This window comes from Photobacterium rosenbergii, assembly GCF_003026455.1.
GTDB classification, from domain to species: domain Bacteria; phylum Pseudomonadota; class Gammaproteobacteria; order Enterobacterales; family Vibrionaceae; genus Photobacterium; species Photobacterium rosenbergii.
In genome coordinates this window covers 1-21,699 of record NZ_PYMB01000016.1, presented here as the reverse complement: position 1 = coordinate 21,699, position 21,699 = coordinate 1, and the positions used below count along the sequence as shown (strand labels likewise).

Here is a 21,699-nt window from a genome sequence, read left to right as displayed (position 1 = left end):
TTACGCTTCCTTTAGCTCAGATTGTTCTTCCATTTGGTGGTAAACCAGTGTGGTATCGAGTACCCCGGGCAACTGCTTGATATGGTCAAAGTGACCAACGATGTCGTTTTTTTGCTCGCCCTCAAGCACGACAACCAATTTCCCTGATTCACCAAAAATCGGCACTTCAGCCCCCGGTAAGCTCTCTATGGTCTTTTTTATTGATTCAAGCTGCTCAGCTACGACGTAAACAATCAAGCTGCAGACATGGAACTCACTCACAACAAAGCCCCCCTTCAGGCACGCCACCGAATCCTTCCCAAATCAATAAGTGCAACAAAATACACTTAAAGATTTAGTGGTTATTGACTAATTTATGCCTAATTTGAATAGGTTGGATACCCATAAAGGGGTATTGGAAGGGTTGGTTGTTTTAGATCAAAAAAACGGCAATACCGAGCTCACATTAATGTAAATCAGGAAGTTACCAGACTCTGATAAGAGGCTGTGGAATGAGATTAAAAAGGAGTTAATACCAATAGCCAATAGCCAATAGCCAATAGCCAATAGCATCATAGTGTTCTAAACCATTTGGCTAAATATGCTGCCAGTTGATCCGCTTCTTTCTCTAACGGCATGGCATGGCCCATAGGGCTGAAGAACACGGGGGCGACCCCGTAATATTTTGCGGAGGCCTCAACCAAAGAGGCAGGAACCAGCTTGTCTTCTTTCGCGCCGATCACCGTAACGGGCAGACTCAGTTGGACATTATCTTCAATTGAGTGGGATTCAATGAACAGCCGAAGATCTTCGGCTTTCAACTCTGACATCAACATAGCTAGTTGCTGTTGGTTGGGCTTACTGGCAAACAACGCGTCAATCATAACGTGCTGGTAATAAGGGTTGAGCAATGACATTTTTGGCATCGCCATGACCTGACCGAGTACCATCGCCAGCGCTGGGTTTTCGAGTAACATGGCTTGGTTCAGGGCACTAAAACCTTGAGGAGGAACCGATGCCATCAAGGCCATACCGGCTAACTTAGGCTTAACCTCTTTTCGTTGACAGACATGCTGGGCAATCAAACCTCCGAGAGAATACCCAACGACGACTATGGGTTTGTTCTCTTGTTGATAGACATAATCAACAAATGCTGCCACATCATTAACATGATCTTGAAAAGGGTCCGAGGAGTGTTTTGCCTGATGGTTACCATGACCACGAAGAGTAAGGGAATAAGAAGAGAAGCCGCTATTAGCAATCACTGGCATTAACTGGTGAGTGAATAACCGACCGCTACTCAATATACCGTGGATAAATACCACCGCAGGAAAGCGCGATGCTTGCTGGCTTTTTAAATAGTAGTACTCAAATACTTTATCTGAATATCTCACCGCCTGACTTTGCATTTATCTCTCCACCTGATTTTTTAATCATTGTAAAGTGGCTGAAAATTTAGTTATTGAACTAAAGTAACAAAAATCATAAATAAAACATCAGTAAAAATTCATTACAAGCATATATATACGTACTAAATATTTCAAAGTAAAACATAGCACCTATCACCCAAGCCGCTGAATATAAATGAATTATTAGAGAAATCATTAAGCTTAAATAATGTCATAATAAAATTGATTTATTTTTGTCATATTGAATTTTTATTCTCTGCCACCGAAAAAAAAATATAACCTTCTTGACCGCTTCGCAACCGGTGAGGCCAGCGACAACTTCCTGATTGATGTTGAGCAGGGCACCCTGACCGACCTCAAGGCAGTGACTGACCGCGAAAGCTTGCAGTAATTTCCAGTTGTTCGAAATATAACTCAATCACCAAGGGCAGGTCTTCCTGCCCTTTTTAGTTCACCTATGCTTATGTAAACCAACTGGACATTTGCATGGGAAAACAGAATGAGCCATGAGGAGAATCACCGTTCAAACAGGGTTGGCTGGCTGCGCGCTGCTGTCTTGGGAGCCAACGATGGCATAGTCTCAACCTCTAGTTTAATCATTGGCGTTACGGCAGCCAGTGCAAACCAACACAACATTTTACTTGCAGGCCTTGCCGGTTTGGTTGCCGGAGCAATGTCTATGGCTGCAGGGGAGTATGTCTCAGTCAGCTCACAACTAGATACGATTAAAGCCGACCTCGCTATCGAGAAACAAGCATTGGAGCAAGATTACGAAGACGAGATCGATGAACTCGCCCAAATCTATGAGCAAAGAGGGCTCGATCCCCACTTGGCCCGGCAAGTTGCAGAAAAGCTCATGGACCATGATGCCCTTGGTGCCCATGCCCGAGATGAGATAGGGCTATCTGATACCCAAGGTGCGAACCCTTTGCAAGCGGCCATGTTTTCAGCAGCGACATTTACAATCGGTGCCACTCTCCCTTTGTTGGTCGCGTGGATTGTTCCATTACCTCACCTGATCACTATGGTTGCCGTTTTCTCGTTGCTATTTTTGGCTGCTCTAGGCGCCATTGCTGCCCGAACCGGTGGAGCTTCAATGGTGATAGGAGCTATACGTGTCACTTTTTGGGGGGCTTTAGCCATGCTGCTAACCGCAATAGTCGGCCAAATATTCGGGGTTGTCGCCTGAAAGATATCACCTGCTTTTGCGAGAGAACCATCATTAACTCCTGCAATACGCCCCCTATTACATTCAAGCTGTTTTTCATCCCTCATTACCATCAAGGTTAATCGCTTTTCAGTGCAATCACGGTAAAAGTAAACTTTTCAGCTATGAAGTTCGCCATATTATGATTAGCCCACCAGTGCGCTATTTACTCCTGCTTTGGGGGATTATCGCTTCAGATATAGTCATTGCTGATGTACCACACAGTAGGTCAAACTCATTGACTTTGACTACATGGAATCTCAGCTGGTTGGCAGTAGATGAAACGAACAGGCATAGCCAATCTACCGCTCCCCCCAGAACGTCCCGCGACTATCTGGCAATGGCCGCTATCATCAAAACCATTTCACCCGATGTGCTTGCCTTTCAGGAGGTTGCTGATCATCAAGCCATCGGAAAAGTAATACCACTCAACAATTACCAGATTGAGTTCTCGAGCCGGAAAGACAAAGGCAATAATGACATTTGGCCGCAGTTTGTCGGTTTTGCAATAAGAAATGGAATCCAATACGTACGCCACCCTGACCTACATCAACTCGATGTGTGGGATAACCAGTACCTGCGTTACGGTGTCGATATTTCATTATTTCAACAAGGACAACCGGCATTAAGACTATTGGTTGTCCACCTTAAAAGCGGCTGTTACAGCAACCGCCACCGCAACAAAAACTGTCCGGTCTTGGCTGAGCAATTTGAAGTTCTTGATGGCTGGATCAGTGAGCGGCAAGCCCATCAACAGCCTTTCATTATCTTGGGGGATTTCAACCGCCGGTTGGCAGAGAAAGGTGATACGCTCTGGCAACATCTGACTTCTGGAAAACTGCAGGTTCCGAGACTAAGCACCCAAGGCAGACAAAGCCAGTGCCGCTCTCAGGCCTACAACAAACGCAAAAAACAATGGGAAGTCAGGCAATATCCGAGCTTTATCGATCACTTTATTATCGATGGCCGGATACCAAAAAATGACTCCCAACACTCCTATTCAGAATATCGCTACAGCGACCAACAATTAAAGCACTACCGCCTCAGTGATCATTGTCCGCAGTCGATTACGCTGCAGTATTAGGGCTGGTTATCATGAGCTAAATCCTTGTTGCAACAGACTCTAATCGCCCGGAGGGTTGTCTTTTTCCTGCTTCACATCGCGCACATGGATATCCATTTGCGGGAAGGCTATCTCAATACCGTTCTCCTTGAACAAACTATCAATGCTCTTGTTGATCAGATGGATCGTCGAAAGGCGATGGTCAATCGCCGTGATATAAACCCGCAACTCAAAATCAAGGCTGCTGGCTCCAAAGGCTAAAAAGAAAACTGATGGCGGTGGATCTTTAAGTACCAACGGGTGCTCATTGGCCACCTGATACAGTAATTTTTCCACTTTATCGATATCCGACCCGTAGGCGACACCAATAGGGATCACGATACGGGTTATCGGATCGGTCAGCGACCAGTTGATCAGCTTTTCAGTGATAAAGGCTTTATTGGGGACAACGATTTCTTTGTTATCCCAATCGATGATTGTCGTCGCGCGGGTTTTGATTTTGCTGACAGTGCCCGACAAATCATTGATCGTCACAATGTCACCAATACGGATTGGCCGCTCAAACAAAATAATCAAACCCGAAATAAAGTTGGCGAAGATTTCCTGTAAACCAAACCCCAACCCGACCCCGAATGCAGCCACCAGCCACTGTAAACTCGACCACTGGAAACCAATTAACGAACAAGCGCTGAAGACCCCAACCAGCATCAGCAAGTAACGCAGTACCGTGGTTGCTGCATATCCGGTACCGGGAGATAAATCGAGTCGACGCAGCACCAATAGCTCCAATATCCCCGGCAAGTTCTTCACTGCAATAAAGGTCACTAATAAAGTGATTAAGGCATAAATAAGCGCTTGCAGGGTGATATCTACCATCACTATTCCGGTTTCACCCATTTCACTGACTTGCCAAACCACGACTTGCCCAAGCCAACTGGTCATCTCAAGGGCACTCGACCATAGGGTCAGCATGGCAATCACAAAGCCTATCAATGATAGTCCCCGTAGCAACTTCAATGACTGCTCGCTGACCTGCTCAGCATCCAAGTTACTTTCTTCTACTTCTGGCATGACTTCACGCAGTTCAGCCAGTTCAGGAGGTTCATCAGCTTGCTCTTGCTGCTGGGCAATGAGCTCTTCACGCCTTTCGAGTAGCCGCTGGTAGTTGAGTTGGCGATGCTCCAGCTTGAGCCAGCGCTCCCCCATTTGGTACACCAGCAAGACGCCAAGCATCAGGAACAAAGTGAGTTGCTGGTAGTTCAACAATACCCAGGAAGCGAGATAAAGCCCCAGCACCGACATCAGCATAATGGCAAGGAATGAGCCAATCACCAGACCTCGGGTAAGCATCAGAGGAAACCCTTGGTGCAGCGGTGACGGCAGCACCATCGGCAAGCGCTCGCGCTTAAACAGGAAGGCATAGATGTAGGTCATACAGCCTACGAGCAACAGGAATAGAACCCGGGAAGCCTCTGCTTCCTTCTCACCAGATACCAATTCAGAGCAATATAAAGCCAACAGAATAACAATCAAAGGCCAGCGCAACCGGCGGCTTTCGCGGTGCAGATAACGACAAATTTCCGATGGCCAGTTAAGGTGCAGATCTAACACACCATCCTTGGCCGTCAAACCATGGATCAGCTCGAGGACAAATAACCCCCAAGCACTGGCCGTGATCAAAGATGGCAGATCACCCGAAGTCGGTAACGGCCATAACCAATAGATACCAAGCGCCGTTAGGCCATACCACAGCGGCCAGATAACTGCCCTAAACAGGGCCAAAGCGAACAAGTACAGGGTGTAGCGAAATTTATCTTTGAGCGGATGACCAAACAGCCCTTTATATTCAGTGCGACGCTGTTCAGTAATGCGGGTGAGTTTAACCCTAATCAATACAAACAATAAGGTGTATGCCGCGATGGAAAACGCTAGCGTCATCTGTTGCTGCTGGGTAGTTCGCTCAAACATCACTTTGAGTGGCGTGTGAGCCCCAAACCAGACATCCATCTCAAAGCGGGTTAGGTTTTTCCACAATGGTAAGTTACTGCGTATCCACAACTGCTGCTCTCGAAGGAAAGACCGCGCAGAGGTCACCTCGTCTTTGTACTGGATAGTCGCCGCTTGTAGGCGGCTTAATTCGGTGATCAGCTTGTCATATTCCTGGCTAAGACGAGCCAAAAGTTCCTTATGTAATTCTTCTTGTCGTTGGGTAAGGGGAGCTTGCTCTACCCCCTCACCTTGGTGGTTAAATTGAGTTTGTTTTTTTGATTGCTGATCGAGCACCGCGTCTGAGCGCAGTTGGCTGATCTCGTATTTTCTGATGTGGGCATTGGCTATTTGATCGGGAATCACGTTCACTGACACCCTCGTGGGTAACCGCTGCAATTGCGCCCGGATAGAAGCCCCAAAGGCTGTGCTCTCCCTGAGCCAATCCAGATTATTTCGAATCAATACCTGCTCGTCAGTGAGGTTCTGCCTTTCAGCTTGAATACGGTGGATCTCTATGCGGGCATCATCGATGTCGAGCAGGACCTGCTCGAGTTCTTTGGCATACTCGAGTAGCTTAGCGACATGCTGTTGCTGAGGTGATATTTCTTGGCTAGGCTTGATGCCTTCCTCAATGCCAAGCTCACTATTGAGCTGTTCAACCTCGACAATCAAGGCTTTCGCAGAGCCTTGTTCGATGGCTGTTAGGCGGTTTTGTAGTTGGACTTGCAGCGGCGTTGCCAAATCAATTTTCTTTGCCAATAACTCTTGTTCTAACTGCAACAACTCACTTCGTTCATCCAACGTTTGCTGCTCGAGCAGTTTTTTGTCTTTTTCCAACTGAAGAGTTTTTGACGTCGCCGTTGCCAGCCAGGTTTGAACTTTATCCTTGCTATCACTGACCGTTAACGAGGCTTGTTCTATTTGGCTATTGAGACTAGCAATATCCTTAGGGAGCGTAATTCGGGAATCATTGAGCTTCTTGCGCTCATCGCCATTTGCCTTTAAAGCCGCCTGCCACTCATTGAGTGAAGCGCTCAACCGGGCTAAGGCTTGGGATAGGTCATCGTAGGATTGCAGTTGTTCTGTTTGGAAGACGGGTAATTTACCCGCTTCTTTGATCTTCTTGTTGAGCAGTGTTCGCTGTTCGGGAAACTGGGTAATAAGGGTACGTAGTTTATCTTGGTCTTCAGTTAAAGCTGATTGGCTTTTCAAACTCTGCGCCAAGCTTTGATACTGCCCAAGCAGTTTTTCATCCTTAGGGTTCTCGTTGTTCAAGCGCTCGATTTCACTATCGACGAAGTCGATATTCGGCAGTGTCTCCGCTTCTACCCGTATAGCCAGTAATAATGTTAGCCCCAGAAAAATAAAGAGCCGTCTAACCAAGCATCCCACTCACGCAACCTCCAAGCACACAGCTAATGTTAAAGTGTAGTCCGCAGCACTACTTAGGGGTTACCAACAATAATAATTTTTTGAGAGATAAGTGATAACAGCATTAATTTTCATTGAACATAACGTTCAATAATATTGATTATCTGCCACGATAAACACACAATTTTTTGTGATTCAAATCACAGAATACACATGGCAACTACAGACATAATCCATCTCGAGAAATAGAGATTTAAGATCAATATAATGAAGATTTTAGCAATACCTGGAAAAATGCCTGCGACACAAACTTGGCTTGAAAAAATAATAGCGACTACACCGTGGTCAAACGAAAATATTGATGTACATCGATATAATGCTTGGGATCTCGAGCAAGACTTTAATGTAGAGACAGAAATAGAACACCTTCCATCAGGGCACTACGATGTGGTTATCACTAAATCAATTGGTACATTAATTACACTAAAATCTCAGCAAAAAATCAGTTGGGATAGACTTGTATTTATTGGTATTGCGTGGAGTATATACTCAAATATTGAAAAAGAGTTATTACCGGCTTTAAATAACCACGGATTACCCGTTCTTATTATTCAAGAGAGTCATGACCCTTTTGGTTCATACCAAGAAATAAATCATGTCCTTTTGAACATGGAACACATTACTTGTAAAGAAGTCACTGGCGAACGCCACCAGTACTCAAATATACCTCTCATTGGAAAAATAATTAATGATTGGGCTAACCCTAGCTTAGGGTAAAGTAAGTCAATCAGCCTAAAACGAAAAACGAGTAAAATGTGTATTCCAAGTCAAATATGACTTAGACGTATTATCTATAATGATGATACGCCTTTTTTTCATTAAAACATAAAAAAGACGGACCATAAAGGTCCGCCAAATGACAAGAACAGGAATATTCTAACTAGAACGATTAGCTTTAGCTATAAACATAATACAATTTAGATATTTATTATAAATAGATAAAAATGAAAATTAGAATTTCAAATTATCACTTATGCTTTATATTAAAATCATACGCTATTTACCGGACAAGAAAGCATCAAGTTCTTCACTACCGCCAATATGTTCACCGCCGATAAATACCTGAGGTACTGTACTGCGCCCTGAAATAGCACGTAAGCTAACAATTGTTGCGTCTTTTCCTAAAACCACTTCTTCATACTGAAGGCCTCTATCAATCAAGCTTTGTTTGGCTTTTGCACAGAAAGGGCAGCCCGGTTTGGTGATTACAGTGATTGATTGCTGTAACTTATGCTCAGGAGCAACAAAGTTCAGCATAGTATCGGCATCAGACACCTTGAATGGGTCACCCGGTTCATCGTTTTCAATGAACATCTTCTCAACAATACCGTTTTTAACCAACATGCTGTAACGCCAAGAGCGATCACCAAAACCTAAATCGTTTTTGGCAACTAACATACCCATACCATTGGTAAACTCACCGTTACCGTCCGGAATGAAAGTGATATTTTCAGCTTCTTGATCTGCCTTCCAGGCATTCATTACAAAAGTATCATTGACCGATACACATAAAATATTGTCAATTCCATTTTCTTTAAATACCGACGCCAGTTCATTATAACGAGGTAAATGCGAACTTGAGCAAGTTGGTGTAAATGCACCTGGTAATGAGAAAACAATGACAGTTTTATTTGAGAACAACTCTGTCGTAGTAATATCTACCCATTGATCACCTTGCCGTGTATGGAAAGTAACCTGAGGGACTGCTTGACCTTCTCTAGATTCAAACATAACTTACTCCTTATAAAAAATAAGTAATAACTTCAAATGGAATTTATTATTTTATTCCTTGCTGATAAGGTCAGTATGCGCTTTTGATTAGTAAGGTCAAGCGGATTATAACAATCTACTCAATTTAGAAAACCAATGAATAAATATCTATGAATATTCAGAGAGTTCTTGGCTTATATTCTCTAGCTTAGTTTTCTTTTTCTTTAATTTTTCCTGATATTTTATAACCTTATCTGAATTTCCACTCTGTCGTGCCCTTTCAATTTTATCATTCAGTTCAGAAATTTTGTGTTCTGTTTCTTGCTTATTATGTTGTAACTTTGCTTTTAGCTGTTAATCTGGCGGCTTTCAACGCTTTTTTCAAACCATCAACCTTATATTGATTATTTGCTTGTTTTGCTTTTTCTATTTGGTACTCCAATTCACAAAACTTCCTTTCACAACCTGTTAAGCCGCTACAATCTATAGACGCCATACTATTAAATGAAATCGTCAGTGCAATAAACATTGCAGGCTTGATATATATTCTCATGGCTCACCTTTTTTTCTCAATATCAACTTTTTAATCACATAAACGAAAGATACTGTAAAGGTGTTAGTGGCATTTATTCGCTCAAGGTCTAAATAAACCTCAACCTTGAATACGAATGAGTAAAGCCCCTTACAAAAATGGCATTTTTACATTAAATTATTCGTGCCTAGTATCATCAGGCTTGGACTATTTTCTCCATCACGAAGTAAGGACGCACCGTGGACATTCTCTCTCATCTTCAATCCCACCGCTCTATTCGCCAATATACCGATCAACCAGTAAGCGACGATGTACTCTCTGAAATTCTACAAGCGGGGATAAGGGCTTCATCTTCCGGCAACATGCAGTCATATTCCATCATTGTGACCAAAGACAAGGCCCGCCGAGAGTCGTTGTTCGAACCGCATATGCAGCAGAATATGGTAATTGATGCCCCGGTATTGCTCACCTTTTGTGCCGATTTCAGACGGATGAAGAAATGGCTGGCGCTCAACGACGCCAAACCCAATTTTGATAACTTCATGAGTTTCATGATTGCCGCTATCGATGCGACATTAGTGTCGCAAAATGTCGCTATTGCCGCTGAAGCTAAGGGATTGGGGCTTTGCTATATGGGTTCAACGCTGGCGAACTGCGACAAAATTGGCGAGATCCTAGAGCTCCCACCAGGTGTCGTACCCGTGGTCGGCTACTCACTGGGGTACGCAGATGAAGCGCCAGAAACCAGAGATCGCCTCCCATTAGATGGTTTGGTTCACAGCGAAACCTACCACGACCATACTGATGAAGAGATTCAAGCTATCTACCACCAGCGTGAGACTGACGGCTGGAACCGGTATATGTCATACCCAGAGCTAAAAGAAAAAATCGAAGTATCCGATGTTCAGAACCTAGCGCAGATCTATACCAGCCTGAAATATACCCGTGAATCCCATATTGGTTTTTCGGAAACCGTCCTTCACTACCTAGAGAAACAAGGTTTCATGAATCACTCAAAATAATTAAGCCGATGACCTAAGAAATGCATAAAAAAGACGCTTGTTATTAATGTAACAAGCGCCTTTTCTGATTTTTCGAGAAATACTATCAGAAGTGGAACACTAACTGGGCTGAGGCACCGTAGTTGTCTTCATCACCATACAATGCGGCAATGTCCAAACCGAACTTGCCAAATGGCTTCAAGCCAATACCAGCAGTAATTAAGTCATCAGCGTAATCAGTCATGCTATGGATGTAACCCAAGCGCAGCTGAGCAAAACGCCAGGCGTCGGCTTCAAGGCCGATACGGGCAAACTGGGTTTTGTAAGACTTTTCTTTGAACGGCTGGTTGCTGTTTAGATCCACATCTGCGGCAACTGTAAAACGTGGGTGGTTATAGGCAACAGCTGCTGTGTATTGTGCCTTCACTTCGTAAGTTGCCTGGACACCATTGCTTATGTTGGTTTTCAATGACTGTGAGAACAGGTTCTGGGCGCTCAAACCCAACATAACATTACGGCTTAGGGCGTAGGCTGCACCCAAGTCTGCATTGAATGCTGATTTATCGACATAATCAGAACTGAAATCAAAGTCATCATCATCGAAGGTGTCGATGTTATCTTGATAGTTATAAGCCAAAAGTTGTTGGAATTTCGGCGAAATACCAAGGCTGAGGTCGCGATCTAGAAAAATGAACTCTTTGGCAAAAGTAAAACCAATGTCAACGGTTCCCCCGACAACCCCTTGGGCATTGGAGTTCTTGATCTCATTATTATTTAGATCGTTCTCATCGATATCTGTGGTTAATATTGCCGTCGCATGACTCGATACAAAGAAGTTGGTGCTGACAACACGGTTTGGAATCGCAATGACCATACCAACATTGGCATCAGCATCAATGCGTTCGTTATCAAGATCTAGCAAGGCTGCACGCCATTGTGCTTCAAGCACTTTATTACCAGGGTTTACGGCAAGCAGATCATTCAAATCCTGAAAGTCATCTACCCGATCATGCAGATCATCACCATCAAAAACTCGCGCACCAACTACAGGAAGGATCATACCAAAACGATCATGGGTTTTATTCTGGGTCGCGAGAGCCGGGTTATGGAAGCTCGCGCTCAGGTAGTTGGCCGATGCAACCCCAACACCACCCATCCCCACACTCCGTGTATCTGAAAGCGTGTTTGAAGCCGCTGCTGAGAGCGACAAAAAGGCCATTGCTATCCCTGCAGCTGCTCTTTTCATTGTCACCATGTTAATCCCTGACTATTATTTTTTTTTTCTTTTGAATATTGTGCAATTAAAACATGACGAGGGATGCTGGGGCTAGTCACAATTTTGTTTCAAGTTGATAAACAGTGATGGGAGTAGCATATCCACAAAGCCATACGTACTCTTTTGATCTATAAGGCTACAACTCAATAGCTTAACGAAGAGCTGCCAATTCCTCCAGGCGCACAAGCCATCTCCACATATGCCACCGAATCAAACTATTCAACAGGTCCCATCCAACGCCGTCGATATTGGTTACGCAAACAGGCGCACTATTGCTATTCGTTGAAGCGAGCACTATTTGGCTTACGGTGAAAAAACACCGTATAAACAAAGCCCTCAAATTCGCGCTAATACCCAATAGGTTAAACCATTTCCCGATTCCGATACGGGCGTTAAACAAAATGTAGAAAACCGCTCAGAAAGCCCATCTAACCCTTTATTTTCGCCATATTGGCGACATCAAAAAAACTAGTTGCAAACAGTTTTTTTCTCTGGCTTTTCAACCGGTTTTACCTGTAATCTGCCCTCATCAAAACGACAAATAACGGCATTTCCAATGAAAGACCAAACCTATCTCGACCACGATTTTTCAGAGCAAAACTTTGAATACAGCAAGTTCGAAAACTGTACTTTCATCCGCTGTAATTTCAGCAGAACTAATTTGAACGAGGCCGAGTTTATCAATTGCCAATTTATCGAGCGCGGGGATGTCGAAGGTTGCCGTTTCGAATTTGCCAAACTCAAAGAAGCCAGCTTTAAAGACTGTGATCTCAGTATGGCCAACTTCCGCGGCGCCCAGTGTTTTGCAATCGAGTTTCGGGCCTGTAACTTGAAAGGGGCCAACTTCTCCCAAGCCAGTTTCGCCAACTACCTGACCGCAAATAACTACTTTTGCTCAGCCTATATCTCGGCCAGTAACCTTGCCTATGCCAATCTAGAAAACCAAAAGCTGGAGCAATGCGAGTTATTCGAAAACCGCTGGATAGGGGCTAATCTACTCGGCGCCTCACTCAAGGGGTCAGATCTCAGCCGTGGGGAGTTCTCCGCCGACAGTTGGGGACAATTTGATATCGAAGAGTGCAATCTCTGCCACGTTGATCTAAACGGGCTTGATCCTAGGCGCGTCAGCCTAAAAGGCGTCATGATCTGTGATTGGCAGCAAGAGCAATTGCTTGAGCCTCTTGGGTTAATTATTACTGCAGGTTAAACCCCTACCGGGTGTGCCAGCAACTCCTACACTTAACCCAGTACGCTATCCGAAAGTATTAGGTAGCAACTGGGTACAGGCCCAACATAGGAGAGACAAAATGGCCGATCAAATCCCCGCTCAAATCAAGTCTATGGCAGCAATGCAAGCCAAAGAGCACGTCCAAGCTTATGAATATCCCCCTAAGCCACTAGCAAAGTTAGACGCTGATGTTCGCGTCACCTACACAGGTGTCTGTGCAACCGACCAGCATATGATTGACAATGACTGGGGACTATCGAGATTTCCTCTCGTTCCTGGCCATGAAGTGGTTGGCCATGTCATTGCTGTTGGCTCTGGCGTCACGGAACTGAAAGTCGGTGATGTCGTCGGACTGGGTGCACAATGCCAGGCTTGCGGAGAATGCGAAAATTGCCTTGATGGTATAGATAACCTTTGCCCCGAGCGTAAGTTTACCTATTTCGAAAATACCGTTGACGAGACCGGTGAACACATCCATCACGGCGGTTTCTCTTCCTATCTGCGAACTGACTCCCGATATCTGTTTAAAATCCCTGATGGCTATGGGGAGCAATATGTAGGCCCCTTGATGTGTGGCGGCCTGACTGTCGCTGCGCCCCTATATGAATACGCTGGCAACAGTTGGGATCTCAAAGGCAAGCGTGTGGGTATTGTCGGGATTGGTGGATTAGGCCATATGGCCATTCAATTTGCCGCCAAGATGGGAGCCGATACCTATGCAATATCCCGTGGTACGAGTAAAAAGGCGTTTTGCGAACAACTTGGTGCAACAGGGTTTATTGATTCTTCTGATCCTGATTCCATGGCTGCGAATGCGGGTAAACTTCATTATCTGCTATTTTGTGTGTCAGGAGGCAATATCGATTTAAACAACTATGTGGGCCTCATGCGCCCTTACGGTACGCTTCACTTTGTTGGCGTTCCAGACCAAGTCGATAACTTCACACTTATGCCCTTTATGTTTGGCCGATTGACGCTTTCCTCCTCACCAATAGGCTCAAGCCAACAAATGCGCGCAATGCTCGACTTTGCTGCAGCCAATGATATCAAGCCAATAATAGAAGAGTTCACCCATTCCACTGCCAATGACGCGATTCAGAAATTGCGAGACGGCACGATACGTTTCCGGGCCGTACTCAAGAACGACTTGATTTGATCCCTAGCGGCTCTGAAAAATCGAGGGGTTAACCTGCTAAGGAATACTCAATACCCCTCTTTTTACTTCACACAACTTAAGGACCTGACATCTTTGTTTGCCTGACTGCCAAGGGAAATTGGTGACAAAAGGTGATCAAGGTATTGGTTCAAAAAGTAAAATCACACTTTCTTCTATTTTATGTAAGGAAGTCAGGTCGATACTGCCAAAGCTGCTATCCTATTAGGTGCAATTAGCCCGAGTTTAACTATTTTTTAGGTTGGTTTAGGAGGTTGTATGTTAGGAGAAGATCACTCACTGCTCAGTGAGTTCCCAGAGTTTAAAGATGTAATATTCAGCTTATCCGCAAACAATGAGGTGTTTGCCAAAGACGCCTTGAAATACGATTCCTTAGATAAAGAAATTCGCGAGTTAGAGTTAAGTGGCTCACCCATCGATGATGTTGCAATGCACGAACTCAAACATCAAAGAGCCGAACTCAAAGATTCGCTGCACCAGCGCTTAGTGAATGGTAATTAAACCGAGATATTCCTTATAGTTACGGGGGCCAAATTCCGGCCCTCTAATAATTTCTATATTTTCACATCCCCCTATCACTTCTATCTCACCACCTCAAAAAGCTCATAATTATTCTGCCCAAATTAATACGTGAAATAAGGTTGACTCTGGAACCATCCCAGACACCAAAATAAGCATCAAAGGCCAAGGCCTAGTTTTCAATATCATTAATCAAAAGGGTAATATTCATGAATGCTAAATCTATCGCTATTACTGTTGCTATTATTGCTGCCGTCATCTTTGTTATTTTCTAAGTAGGCAGCCACATTTAACAGAACCCCAGTAGTGTTTCTCTCCGACTCTACTGGGTGCTCCGATAAAAAGGTCATCGAAGCATCCAACTCAGAGTTATCCACCTCTCATCATCACGATACAATTTGAACCAGCGCCCAAAACCAGTCTCATAATTGCGCATTTCTGTTACCAAACATGAACCGGTCAGGTAATCGCTAACCAGCCGTTATAAACTAAAGTAAAAGCCACAACTTTTTTGCGTGTTTAAGGAGGACATATGAAACTCAATCGACTATTGGTTACCATTGCTCCTGAGCAACCGCTCAATGATTCCTTCCATCAGGCTTTCGCCTTTGCCAATCGCTGTTCTGCCCAAGTTACCCTGCTCACTGTAGTTGAAGAATTGTGCGAACTTAAAGAGGTCGCTAAACATTCCAATACGGCCGTCAATATCATTGACGAAGCAGAGAAGTATTACCACAAACAGCTTAACCACTATGTCGAAGTGCTGAATGCTGAGTACCCGAATATCACATTCAATACCCTTGTCAGAATCGGCATCCCGCATATCGAAATCATCAAAGAGGCCAAATCATCACAGGCCAGCATGGTGATCATTGACTCGACAAGGGACGACAAGAAGCTAGCCTGCCAACGCGGCCGCAACACCTTAAACATCATCCGCAAATCAGAAGTACCGATTTGGTCGATCAGCTCCTACTCCAAGCCTATCGAACAAGTGGTCGCCGCCATTGATCTCAGCAACATCGAATACCAAGACTTTAATTCCAAGCTGATTGCGCTGGCATTGGAATATTGCGAAATCACCGGTGCTGACTTAACACTGTGTCACGCATGGCGTCTTGACTCGGAAGGCTACCTGAGAAAATGGAGCGGCTACGACGATAATGACATCGCGCAACTGTCTGAGAAGATGAGGAACGAGCGTATTGAGCGCTTGAAATCGTTGCTAGAACCACACCAAGACAGCATGGTAAATACCAAGATAGAAATTGTCGAAGGGGAAGCGCGTCAAGTGCTGCCACTGTATGCGTCAGCCAAAGGGGTAGATGTGGTCATTCTAGGGTCGCTATCGCGCACCGGTATCGCAGGCTTCCTGATGGGCAATACTGCCGAGTCGATGGTCAACCAGCTCAGCTGCTCGGTATTGACCCTCAAGCCAGACTCGTTCGAATCACCGGTATGACCCCAGAACTGTCCCCTAGTTAACAATAAATAGCAAAAAGCCAGTACCGAGAGTACTGGCTTTTCTGTATCTGATTAAGGCGTTTCAGAGTTGAATTAGCGCATGATCATCTGTTCACGGCCAGGGCCAACTGAAACCATTTTCACCGGTACACCCATTAGCTCTTCGATACGTAGCACGTAAGCTTGAGCGGCTTTTGGCAACTCTTCGAACTTGCGGCAACCAGTAATATCTTCGCTCCAGCCTTCCATCTGCTCGTATACAGGCGCTAGAGAAGCAGTCTGTGGCCAAATTGGGTTCTCGCTGTGGTCACCATCGTAAGCAACACAGATTTTAAGATCGCTCAAGCCACTTAGGCAGTCGACTTTTGTCAGGGCAATTTCTGTAGCGGCCTGTAGTTCAACACCATTCTTGGTTGCTACGGCATCGAAGTAACCCATGTCGCGTGGACGGCCCGTTGTTGCACCGAACTCACCCGCGGCTTCACGGAAAGCATCTTGCTCTTCCATCGCTGTGATCAGCGTACCGGTACCTACTGATGAGCTAAATGCTTTGGCAACCGCAATTACGCGCTCTGGGCGAAGGGCTGGCAAGCCACTACCGATACCAGCATACATAGAGACAACGTTAGACGATGTTGTCCATGGGTATTCACCGTAAGTCAGGTCACGCCCCGCACCAAGCTGGGCTTCGAAAAGCAGGTTCTGATCGTCTGCTTGTAGTGCTTTTAGCGGCAAAGTCACGTTGCAGATAGCATCGCGCCAAGGTTCAGAGACTTCTAGCAACCATTCGGTCATCTCTTGCGCGGTCTGGCTGAATTCGAAAGTCGGGTAAAGCGCTTTTAGCTGAGGTAGTTTCCAGTCCATCCAGAACTGAATACGCTCACACAAAACTTCAGGCTGCTTCAACCAGCCAACCAAGATGCCTTTCTTCATCACGCGGTCACCGTAAGCAGGTGCTATGCCCTGACGGGTTGAACCGTAGGCTGCATCACCCAAACGAACTTCTTCTAGGGTATCTTCAAGAGCGTGGAGTGGAAGACACAAAGTAGCACGGTCAGAAATGCAAAGGTTAACGTTAACCCCAGCAGCTTTCACTTCGGCTAGTTCAGTAGATAGAGGCTCAGGGCTTATAACCATACCAGGGCCTAGCACCGCAAGGCAGTCAGGGTTAAATACGCCGCTTGGTAGCTGGTGCAACTTGAAGGTTCCCAAGTCATTAACCACAGTGTGGCCGGCATTATTACCACCTTGGAAACGAATACTTGCAGAGGCTTGCTCAGCAAGGAAATCAACGATTCGGCCCTTGCCTTCATCACCCCAGTTAGCACCAACAACAACGATAGACGACATAATTAACTCTCCCAAACAAAGATGCGATTATGCTAAGGCGACCAAGCTAATAAGAAAAATTAATAATCGTTATAACTCCAATAAGGATCTCATATGGGATTTTGTGACAAAGGGCGTAGAATAGAGCAATTCGGCGTTAGCAGTTCAACAGGCGTGTCTTTATGCTAGATCTCAATTGGCTTAATACCTTTGTTACTTTGTCTCGATTGGAACATTTCGGGAAAACAGCGTCAGAGCTGCACATGACCCAGCCTAATGTCAGCTTACACATCAAGCAGTTAGAGCAAGCAACCCGGGTAAAGTTAGTCGAACGCAACCCTTTTCGCCTCACTCAAGCCGGTGAACGCCTATTGCAAAGCGCCCAGTCTACCCTGCAAGAGCTGCAGGTGTGCCAATCTGATCTCAATGCCATCAACGATTTGTCGCAAGGTACCCTTTCTATTGCCGCCAGTGACATTATCTCCCGGCTATTGCTAATCAAACCCTTCCAATCATTCAAACAAGAGTTTCCCGGTATCGACCTTTCCCTCTTCAACACCACCTCGACCCAGGCAGCCGAACTGGTCAAGAGTGCCAAAGCCGATTTGGGGTTTGTAATTGCACAAAAGGAGAGTCAGCCGCTGCACTTTACCGAACTGCGCCAAATACGTTGGTGTGCTTTCGGAAATGGCTTGAGTGAGTGGCAGCAGCAGGCCAAAGAAGGAAAGATCACGCCATCAGGCGAAGAACCGACATTGATCCTGCTAGGCCACGATACCCGTACCCGCGATCTGATTGATCTTGCCTTGCCAAGCTTGCACCTGCCCAAATATCGAGTGATGGAAGTTGGTAGTGTCGATGCCCAAATCGACTGGGCCGAAGCAGGATTTGGTATTGCCATCGTGCCTGCCTTTTCGCTACACCCTAAGCTAAACCTTAAAAGTACCATTACTCCATTGCCCGACTTCCCGACTACCAGCCTGGGTTACATCGTACGCCAAAACCAAGTATTATCCCGTGCCATCAAACAGTTGCTACATTGGGTCAGCGAAGAAATTGCCAACTCGCAACATGGCAACCCTACCAAATAAACACTTCTTTCATTCATCGTGCTGGCACAGCTAGATCTAGCTCAGCACGATTATTAGCCTATCGGTAAAAGTGATTTAACCAATCGGCCCATTATCATAATGATTAAAGCGATACATAATCTCCGCCATCGAAACACAGCAATTTTCTGCTGAATGTTAGGTTACACAGGTAGAAGATAATGAATCGTTTTTTTATATCGGCAGCACTTTTGGCTTTTTCTACAACAGCCCTTGCCGACTTAACTGTCAGCCGTAGTGATGTGGCTTCTTGGACTCAAGTTTCATACCAAGAAGAGCATGCAGTGAACGCAGCGCAAACCAGCCACAAAGTTGAAACTGCAGCAAAACCAATGAAAGTTAAGCAATTAGCTATTCCAACGACCTTAAAAGGCGCCCGTAATGGACAGGGCAAATTCTCAAGCCATAGCATTTAGCGTTGTGGTTGGGTGTTGGGTGTAGATACAAAAAAGGCCCAGTCTTTCGACTGAGCCTTCAGTGTAGTGGCGGAGCGGACGGGACTCGAACCCGCGACCCCCGGCGTGACAGGCCGGTATTCTAACCAACTGAACTACCGCTCCAATTCTTTGCCAAGCTCGGTAACTAACCCAACTTGTAGAATGTGGCGGAGAGATAGGGATTTGAACCCTAGATACGCTATTAACGTATGCCGGTTTTCAAGACCGGTGCTTTCAACCACTCAGCCATCTCTCCGTAAGTGCGGCGTATATTATCGGGCACTCTGAGTGTTGTAAATACCCCAAACAACCGACTGCTCACAATACCAGCGATAATCTAATAATTGAGAGTTAAACGATCAAACCGAAAGAATAAAATCGAATTTTCCAGCCTTATTCCCTTCGTTCCCGACAGGATCAAACTGAAGATGCTGACGCTCCCGCCCTCCCCACCATTCATTGCCGGTTTGCCCTTTGAGATATAACTGCGTCGTCAAAAGTTCTTGGTTGCCACGCCAAAGTTTTACATGGATATGCGGAGGACGCCCGGTATATGGCACTGGAAAAAGGGTCCGAAATCGGTATTGGCCGTTACTATCAGTCTCTACCGCGCCAAAGCCTGCAAAGTGGCGGTCAAAGTTCTGATTATTGGGTTGCTGAGGGTGATCATAAACCCCATTGCCATCGCATTGCCAAATTTCCACTTTAACCCCTGTTAGAGGCTCCCCCTTTATATCCTTCACCCGACCAGTCAACTCTATGGGATCGCCGGCTATACCTTGCTCCTGCAAAATTAAATTCGCCCTAATCGGAATCGGTACAACTGGATAAAAAGGGCCCTCAGCCTGCGAAGGGGTTGCCACCAACGGTGCCCGCGCCCATAGGGGCTTAGCCAATAATACCGACCATAGTGCTAGAAAGTGCCGCCTCTTCATTCCTATTCTCCCTTTGGTGACGTCACTTATATTGTGGCAGCCACAAGGGAAATTGCTGATAAGATCCCTGTGCATTAACCGCCAACCTGTGCCACGATGTTAAAAAAGCAGGAGTAAAAATGACCCTTTCCCAAGCAAAGTTAGTGATCCCCGCGCACATGCTGCCAGGTGGAGTCGCGCCAAACGCCAACGACTTCGGCTTTGCCCATGTCGAAAAACAGCGCCTTGAGAATCGAGATACCCAACCCTTGACCGAGTATTCTTTCCGCTCACCGTTACCCCACATCGACAAAGCGAACTTGGCGACGGTATTTGACAATGCTGCAGAACATTTTCTCTGGCATCTTGCCAAAGGCACGCCATACCAAATTACCAAGTCATTCAGTAACGGAAGCCAAACCACCAAGAGCTACCTCTATAAAAACAATAGATTCACGTCAAAGGCCTCTCCTTTGGCCGAGCTATTAGCCAATAGCCAATAGCCAATAGCCAATAGCCAATAGCCAATAGCCAATTTTGATCCAACTATGAAGCTCATCCCATAAAACATGACAAGTTGTGACTATAATTCAAACAAGTGTTTAAAAGGATGTTTACTATGTTGCTCTACAAAACCGTGGTTGGAATCAATAAACAGCTCAACAAAATCATTACGATTCCATTCCCCGAATTAGAAATGGGTGCGAATTGCATCACCAAAGCCGGTGAGCTTATGGCCTCAAAAGGCGCTCAGAAAGTTCTCATTGTCACCGATGCTATGATCCACTCACTCGGGCTCACTACTGCTTTATGCGATTCCCTAACCGCTCAAGGGATTGAGTTCGTCATCTATGACGAAGTAAAACCAAACCCTACCATTGCCAATATCGCTGTGGGTGCTGATGTTTACAAAGAACAACAGTGCAACGCCATAATCGCCATTGGGGGTGGTTCGCCAATAGATTGCGCCAAAGCCATTGGCGCAAAAATTGTGCGGGATAAGCCTGTAAGGCGATTGGCTGGAAAGCTAAAAGTCAGGAAGAAGCTCCCCCCTTTCATGGCTATTCCGACAACAGCAGGCACTGGTTCAGAAGCAACCGTCGCAGCGGTTGTTTCAGATCCCAGCGCACGTGAGAAATTTGCTATTGTCGATCCGGCCATATTGCCGGATCTGGCCCTGATCGATCCCACTCTCATGGTCGGCCTACCCAAGCCAATTACCGCAGCAACCGGTATGGATGCCCTGACCCACGCTATAGAGTCTTTTATCGGTACCTACCACACACCACTCACTGATAAGTATTCGACCCAAGCTACCGAGAAGATCTTCAAATATCTCACTACAGCCTTTGAAGACGGAAATGATCTGGAAGCTAGGGAGCAAATGGCAATTGCCTCCTATGAGGCAGGCTGCGCTTTCACAAGGGCTTATGTTGGTTATGTCCACGCCTTCGCCCACCAGTTAGGTGGCATGTACAATATTCCTCATGGACTAGCGAATGCCATACTGCTGCCTGAAGTACTGAAGCTTCTCAAGCCTTATTGTGAAAAGCGGCTTCAACTGCTTGCAGAAGTCATAGGACTAGATACAGCAGAAGCATTCATTCAAGCGGTAGGTGACTTGAACAAGAAGCTGGCTATCCCAACCTCATTCCCAGAGCTAAACGCCGGTGAAATCCCGTTGATCACCCAGCGTGCCCTTGCTGAAGCCCATGGCACCTACCCGGTACCTGGCTACCTCACCCAACAGCAAGGTGAAGCGTTGTTACGGCGTTTTTTGAAGGGATAGGATATCGGTGCTGGGTGCTGGGTGCTGGGTGCTGGGTGCTGGGTGCTGGGTGCTGGGTGCTGGGTTGATATGACCCCCGTAAAGTAGACACGGGGGTTAGTTTCCAAGTTCGTACATCATGGGACTCAGTCCACCATTA

General features: G+C 45.7%; 21 protein-coding genes and 2 tRNA genes. 13 read left to right on the top strand and 10 right to left on the bottom strand.

All coding sequences use genetic code 11. The features are described 5' to 3' along the window. Window positions 1-261, bottom strand: coding sequence for a chaperone NapD (locus tag C9J01_RS21365; RefSeq protein WP_107300246.1), 261 nt, complete (start codon window positions 259-261; stop codon window positions 1-3). Between the two features lie 290 nt (window positions 262-551). Further along, entirely contained in the window at window positions 552-1,388 is an 837-nt protein-coding gene (locus C9J01_RS21360; protein ID WP_107300170.1) for an alpha/beta hydrolase, read from the bottom strand. A 241-nt stretch (window positions 1,389-1,629) separates the two neighbouring features. Here C9J01_RS21360 and C9J01_RS29680 point away from each other — a divergent pair, with 241 nt between their 5' ends. From C9J01_RS29680 to C9J01_RS21350, 3 genes are all read left to right on the top strand, one after another. Further along, a complete protein-coding gene (locus C9J01_RS29680) occupies window positions 1,630-1,779 on the top strand; it encodes a hypothetical protein (protein ID WP_158264582.1) in 150 nt (49 codons plus the stop codon). Between the two features lie 108 nt (window positions 1,780-1,887). Next, window positions 1,888-2,577 (top strand): VIT1/CCC1 transporter family protein, encoded by a 690-nt coding sequence (locus C9J01_RS21355; RefSeq protein WP_107300169.1) that lies wholly within the window; start codon window positions 1,888-1,890, stop codon window positions 2,575-2,577. Between the two features lie 256 nt (window positions 2,578-2,833). Further along, a complete protein-coding gene (locus C9J01_RS21350; RefSeq protein ID WP_158264581.1) occupies window positions 2,834-3,679 on the top strand; it encodes an endonuclease/exonuclease/phosphatase family protein in 846 nt (281 codons plus the stop codon). A 39-nt stretch (window positions 3,680-3,718) separates the two neighbouring features. Here C9J01_RS21350 and C9J01_RS21345 read toward each other — a convergent pair whose 3' ends face one another. Then, on the bottom strand, window positions 3,719-7,039 hold the full coding sequence (locus tag C9J01_RS21345) for a mechanosensitive ion channel domain-containing protein (RefSeq protein WP_237157034.1): 3,321 nt from the start codon (window positions 7,037-7,039) through the stop codon (window positions 3,719-3,721). A gap of 246 nt (window positions 7,040-7,285) precedes the next feature. Between C9J01_RS21345 and C9J01_RS21340 the strand changes: the two genes are divergently transcribed. Further along, on the top strand, window positions 7,286-7,795 hold the full coding sequence (locus C9J01_RS21340) for a hypothetical protein (RefSeq protein ID WP_107300167.1): 510 nt from the start codon (window positions 7,286-7,288) through the stop codon (window positions 7,793-7,795). A gap of 279 nt (window positions 7,796-8,074) precedes the next feature. On the opposite strand, the gene C9J01_RS21335 is transcribed toward C9J01_RS21340, so the two are convergent. Both C9J01_RS21335 and C9J01_RS29935 read right to left on the bottom strand, forming a co-directional pair. Then, on the bottom strand, window positions 8,075-8,809 hold the full coding sequence (locus C9J01_RS21335) for a glutathione peroxidase (RefSeq protein ID WP_107300166.1): 735 nt from the start codon (window positions 8,807-8,809) through the stop codon (window positions 8,075-8,077). A 307-nt stretch (window positions 8,810-9,116) separates the two neighbouring features. After that, complete coding sequence (locus C9J01_RS29935) at window positions 9,117-9,341, bottom strand: DUF1090 family protein (RefSeq protein ID WP_107300165.1); 225 nt, start codon at window positions 9,339-9,341, stop codon at window positions 9,117-9,119. Window positions 9,342-9,559: 218 nt separating this feature from the next. On the opposite strand from C9J01_RS29935, the gene C9J01_RS21325 reads away from it, so the two are divergent. Continuing rightward, window positions 9,560-10,342 carry a nitroreductase family protein gene (locus tag C9J01_RS21325; RefSeq protein ID WP_107300164.1) on the top strand — a complete coding sequence of 261 codons (783 nt, stop codon included), beginning with the start codon at window positions 9,560-9,562 and terminating at the stop codon, window positions 10,340-10,342. An 85-nt stretch (window positions 10,343-10,427) separates the two neighbouring features. Here C9J01_RS21325 and C9J01_RS21320 read toward each other — a convergent pair whose 3' ends face one another. Further along, window positions 10,428-11,567: a conjugal transfer protein TraF gene (locus C9J01_RS21320; protein ID WP_237157033.1), complete on the bottom strand. Its 1,140-nt coding sequence runs from the start codon at window positions 11,565-11,567 to the stop codon at window positions 10,428-10,430. A gap of 586 nt (window positions 11,568-12,153) precedes the next feature. Here C9J01_RS21320 and C9J01_RS21315 point away from each other — a divergent pair. From C9J01_RS21315 to C9J01_RS21300, 4 genes are all read left to right on the top strand, one after another. Further along, window positions 12,154-12,804, top strand: coding sequence for a Qnr family pentapeptide repeat protein (locus C9J01_RS21315; RefSeq protein WP_107300162.1), 651 nt, complete (start codon window positions 12,154-12,156; stop codon window positions 12,802-12,804). Between the two features lie 100 nt (window positions 12,805-12,904). Continuing rightward, window positions 12,905-13,981, top strand: a complete 1,077-nt coding sequence (locus tag C9J01_RS21310; protein WP_107300161.1) for an NAD(P)-dependent alcohol dehydrogenase — start codon at window positions 12,905-12,907, stop codon at window positions 13,979-13,981. Between the two features lie 276 nt (window positions 13,982-14,257). Continuing rightward, complete coding sequence (locus C9J01_RS21305) at window positions 14,258-14,500, top strand: HP1242/YdcH family protein (protein ID WP_107300160.1); 243 nt, start codon at window positions 14,258-14,260, stop codon at window positions 14,498-14,500. A 550-nt stretch (window positions 14,501-15,050) separates the two neighbouring features. Then, on the top strand, window positions 15,051-15,980 hold the full coding sequence (locus tag C9J01_RS21300; RefSeq protein WP_107300159.1) for a universal stress protein: 930 nt from the start codon (window positions 15,051-15,053) through the stop codon (window positions 15,978-15,980). Window positions 15,981-16,075: 95 nt separating this feature from the next. On the opposite strand, the gene C9J01_RS21295 is transcribed toward C9J01_RS21300, so the two are convergent. Continuing rightward, complete coding sequence (locus C9J01_RS21295) at window positions 16,076-17,332, bottom strand: adenylosuccinate synthase (protein WP_107300158.1); 1,257 nt, start codon at window positions 17,330-17,332, stop codon at window positions 16,076-16,078. 161 nt (window positions 17,333-17,493) lie between these two features. Between C9J01_RS21295 and C9J01_RS21290 the strand changes: the two genes are divergently transcribed. After that, window positions 17,494-18,402 (top strand): LysR family transcriptional regulator, encoded by a 909-nt coding sequence (locus C9J01_RS21290; protein WP_107300157.1) that lies wholly within the window; start codon window positions 17,494-17,496, stop codon window positions 18,400-18,402. A 179-nt stretch (window positions 18,403-18,581) separates the two neighbouring features. Further along, a complete protein-coding gene (locus C9J01_RS21285) occupies window positions 18,582-18,836 on the top strand; it encodes a hypothetical protein (protein WP_107300156.1) in 255 nt (84 codons plus the stop codon). A 67-nt stretch (window positions 18,837-18,903) separates the two neighbouring features. On the opposite strand, the gene C9J01_RS21280 is transcribed toward C9J01_RS21285, so the two are convergent. The 3 genes from C9J01_RS21280 to C9J01_RS21270 all read right to left on the bottom strand — a co-directional run bounded on the left by C9J01_RS21280 (window position 18,904) and on the right by C9J01_RS21270 (window position 19,792). Beyond that, window positions 18,904-18,980, bottom strand: a tRNA-Asp gene (locus C9J01_RS21280). Window positions 18,981-19,022: 42 nt separating this feature from the next. Continuing rightward, window positions 19,023-19,113 (bottom strand) — tRNA-Ser (locus C9J01_RS21275). Window positions 19,114-19,216: 103 nt separating this feature from the next. Then, the gene (locus C9J01_RS21270; RefSeq protein WP_107300155.1) at window positions 19,217-19,792 is read right to left on the bottom strand and encodes a dioxygenase family protein; all 576 of its coding nucleotides are present in this window, start codon (window positions 19,790-19,792) and stop codon (window positions 19,217-19,219) included. Between the two features lie 119 nt (window positions 19,793-19,911). On the opposite strand from C9J01_RS21270, the gene C9J01_RS29540 reads away from it, so the two are divergent. Both C9J01_RS29540 and C9J01_RS21265 read left to right on the top strand, forming a co-directional pair. Then, the gene (locus C9J01_RS29540; protein WP_146157105.1) at window positions 19,912-20,274 is read left to right on the top strand and encodes a hypothetical protein; all 363 of its coding nucleotides are present in this window, start codon (window positions 19,912-19,914) and stop codon (window positions 20,272-20,274) included. Window positions 20,275-20,390: 116 nt separating this feature from the next. Continuing rightward, a complete protein-coding gene (locus C9J01_RS21265) occupies window positions 20,391-21,560 on the top strand; it encodes an iron-containing alcohol dehydrogenase (RefSeq protein WP_201797856.1) in 1,170 nt (389 codons plus the stop codon). Window positions 21,561-21,699: the final 139 nt, after the last annotated feature.

Coding starts and splice junctions, on each gene's coding strand:
- C9J01_RS21360 (WP_107300170.1), bottom strand. CDS start 1,388: ATGCAAAGTCAGGCGGTGAGATATTCAGATAAAGTATTTGAGTACTAC.
- C9J01_RS21355 (WP_107300169.1), top strand. CDS start 1,888: ATGAGCCATGAGGAGAATCACCGTTCAAACAGGGTTGGCTGGCTGCGC.
- C9J01_RS21340 (WP_107300167.1), top strand. CDS start 7,286: ATGAAGATTTTAGCAATACCTGGAAAAATGCCTGCGACACAAACTTGG.
- C9J01_RS21335 (WP_107300166.1), bottom strand. CDS start 8,809: ATGTTTGAATCTAGAGAAGGTCAAGCAGTCCCTCAGGTTACTTTCCAT.
- C9J01_RS29935 (WP_107300165.1), bottom strand. CDS start 9,341: ATGAGAATATATATCAAGCCTGCAATGTTTATTGCACTGACGATTTCA.
- C9J01_RS21320 (WP_237157033.1), bottom strand. CDS start 11,567: ATGAAAAGAGCAGCTGCAGGGATAGCAATGGCCTTTTTGTCGCTCTCA.
- C9J01_RS21315 (WP_107300162.1), top strand. CDS start 12,154: ATGAAAGACCAAACCTATCTCGACCACGATTTTTCAGAGCAAAACTTT.
- C9J01_RS21310 (WP_107300161.1), top strand. CDS start 12,905: ATGGCCGATCAAATCCCCGCTCAAATCAAGTCTATGGCAGCAATGCAA.
- C9J01_RS21305 (WP_107300160.1), top strand. CDS start 14,258: ATGTTAGGAGAAGATCACTCACTGCTCAGTGAGTTCCCAGAGTTTAAA.
- C9J01_RS21300 (WP_107300159.1), top strand. CDS start 15,051: ATGAAACTCAATCGACTATTGGTTACCATTGCTCCTGAGCAACCGCTC.
- C9J01_RS21295 (WP_107300158.1), bottom strand. CDS start 17,332: ATGTCGTCTATCGTTGTTGTTGGTGCTAACTGGGGTGATGAAGGCAAG.
- C9J01_RS21290 (WP_107300157.1), top strand. CDS start 17,494: ATGCTAGATCTCAATTGGCTTAATACCTTTGTTACTTTGTCTCGATTG.
- C9J01_RS21285 (WP_107300156.1), top strand. CDS start 18,582: ATGAATCGTTTTTTTATATCGGCAGCACTTTTGGCTTTTTCTACAACA.
- C9J01_RS21270 (WP_107300155.1), bottom strand. CDS start 19,792: ATGAAGAGGCGGCACTTTCTAGCACTATGGTCGGTATTATTGGCTAAG.
- C9J01_RS29540 (WP_146157105.1), top strand. CDS start 19,912: ATGACCCTTTCCCAAGCAAAGTTAGTGATCCCCGCGCACATGCTGCCA.
- C9J01_RS21265 (WP_201797856.1), top strand. CDS start 20,391: ATGTTGCTCTACAAAACCGTGGTTGGAATCAATAAACAGCTCAACAAA.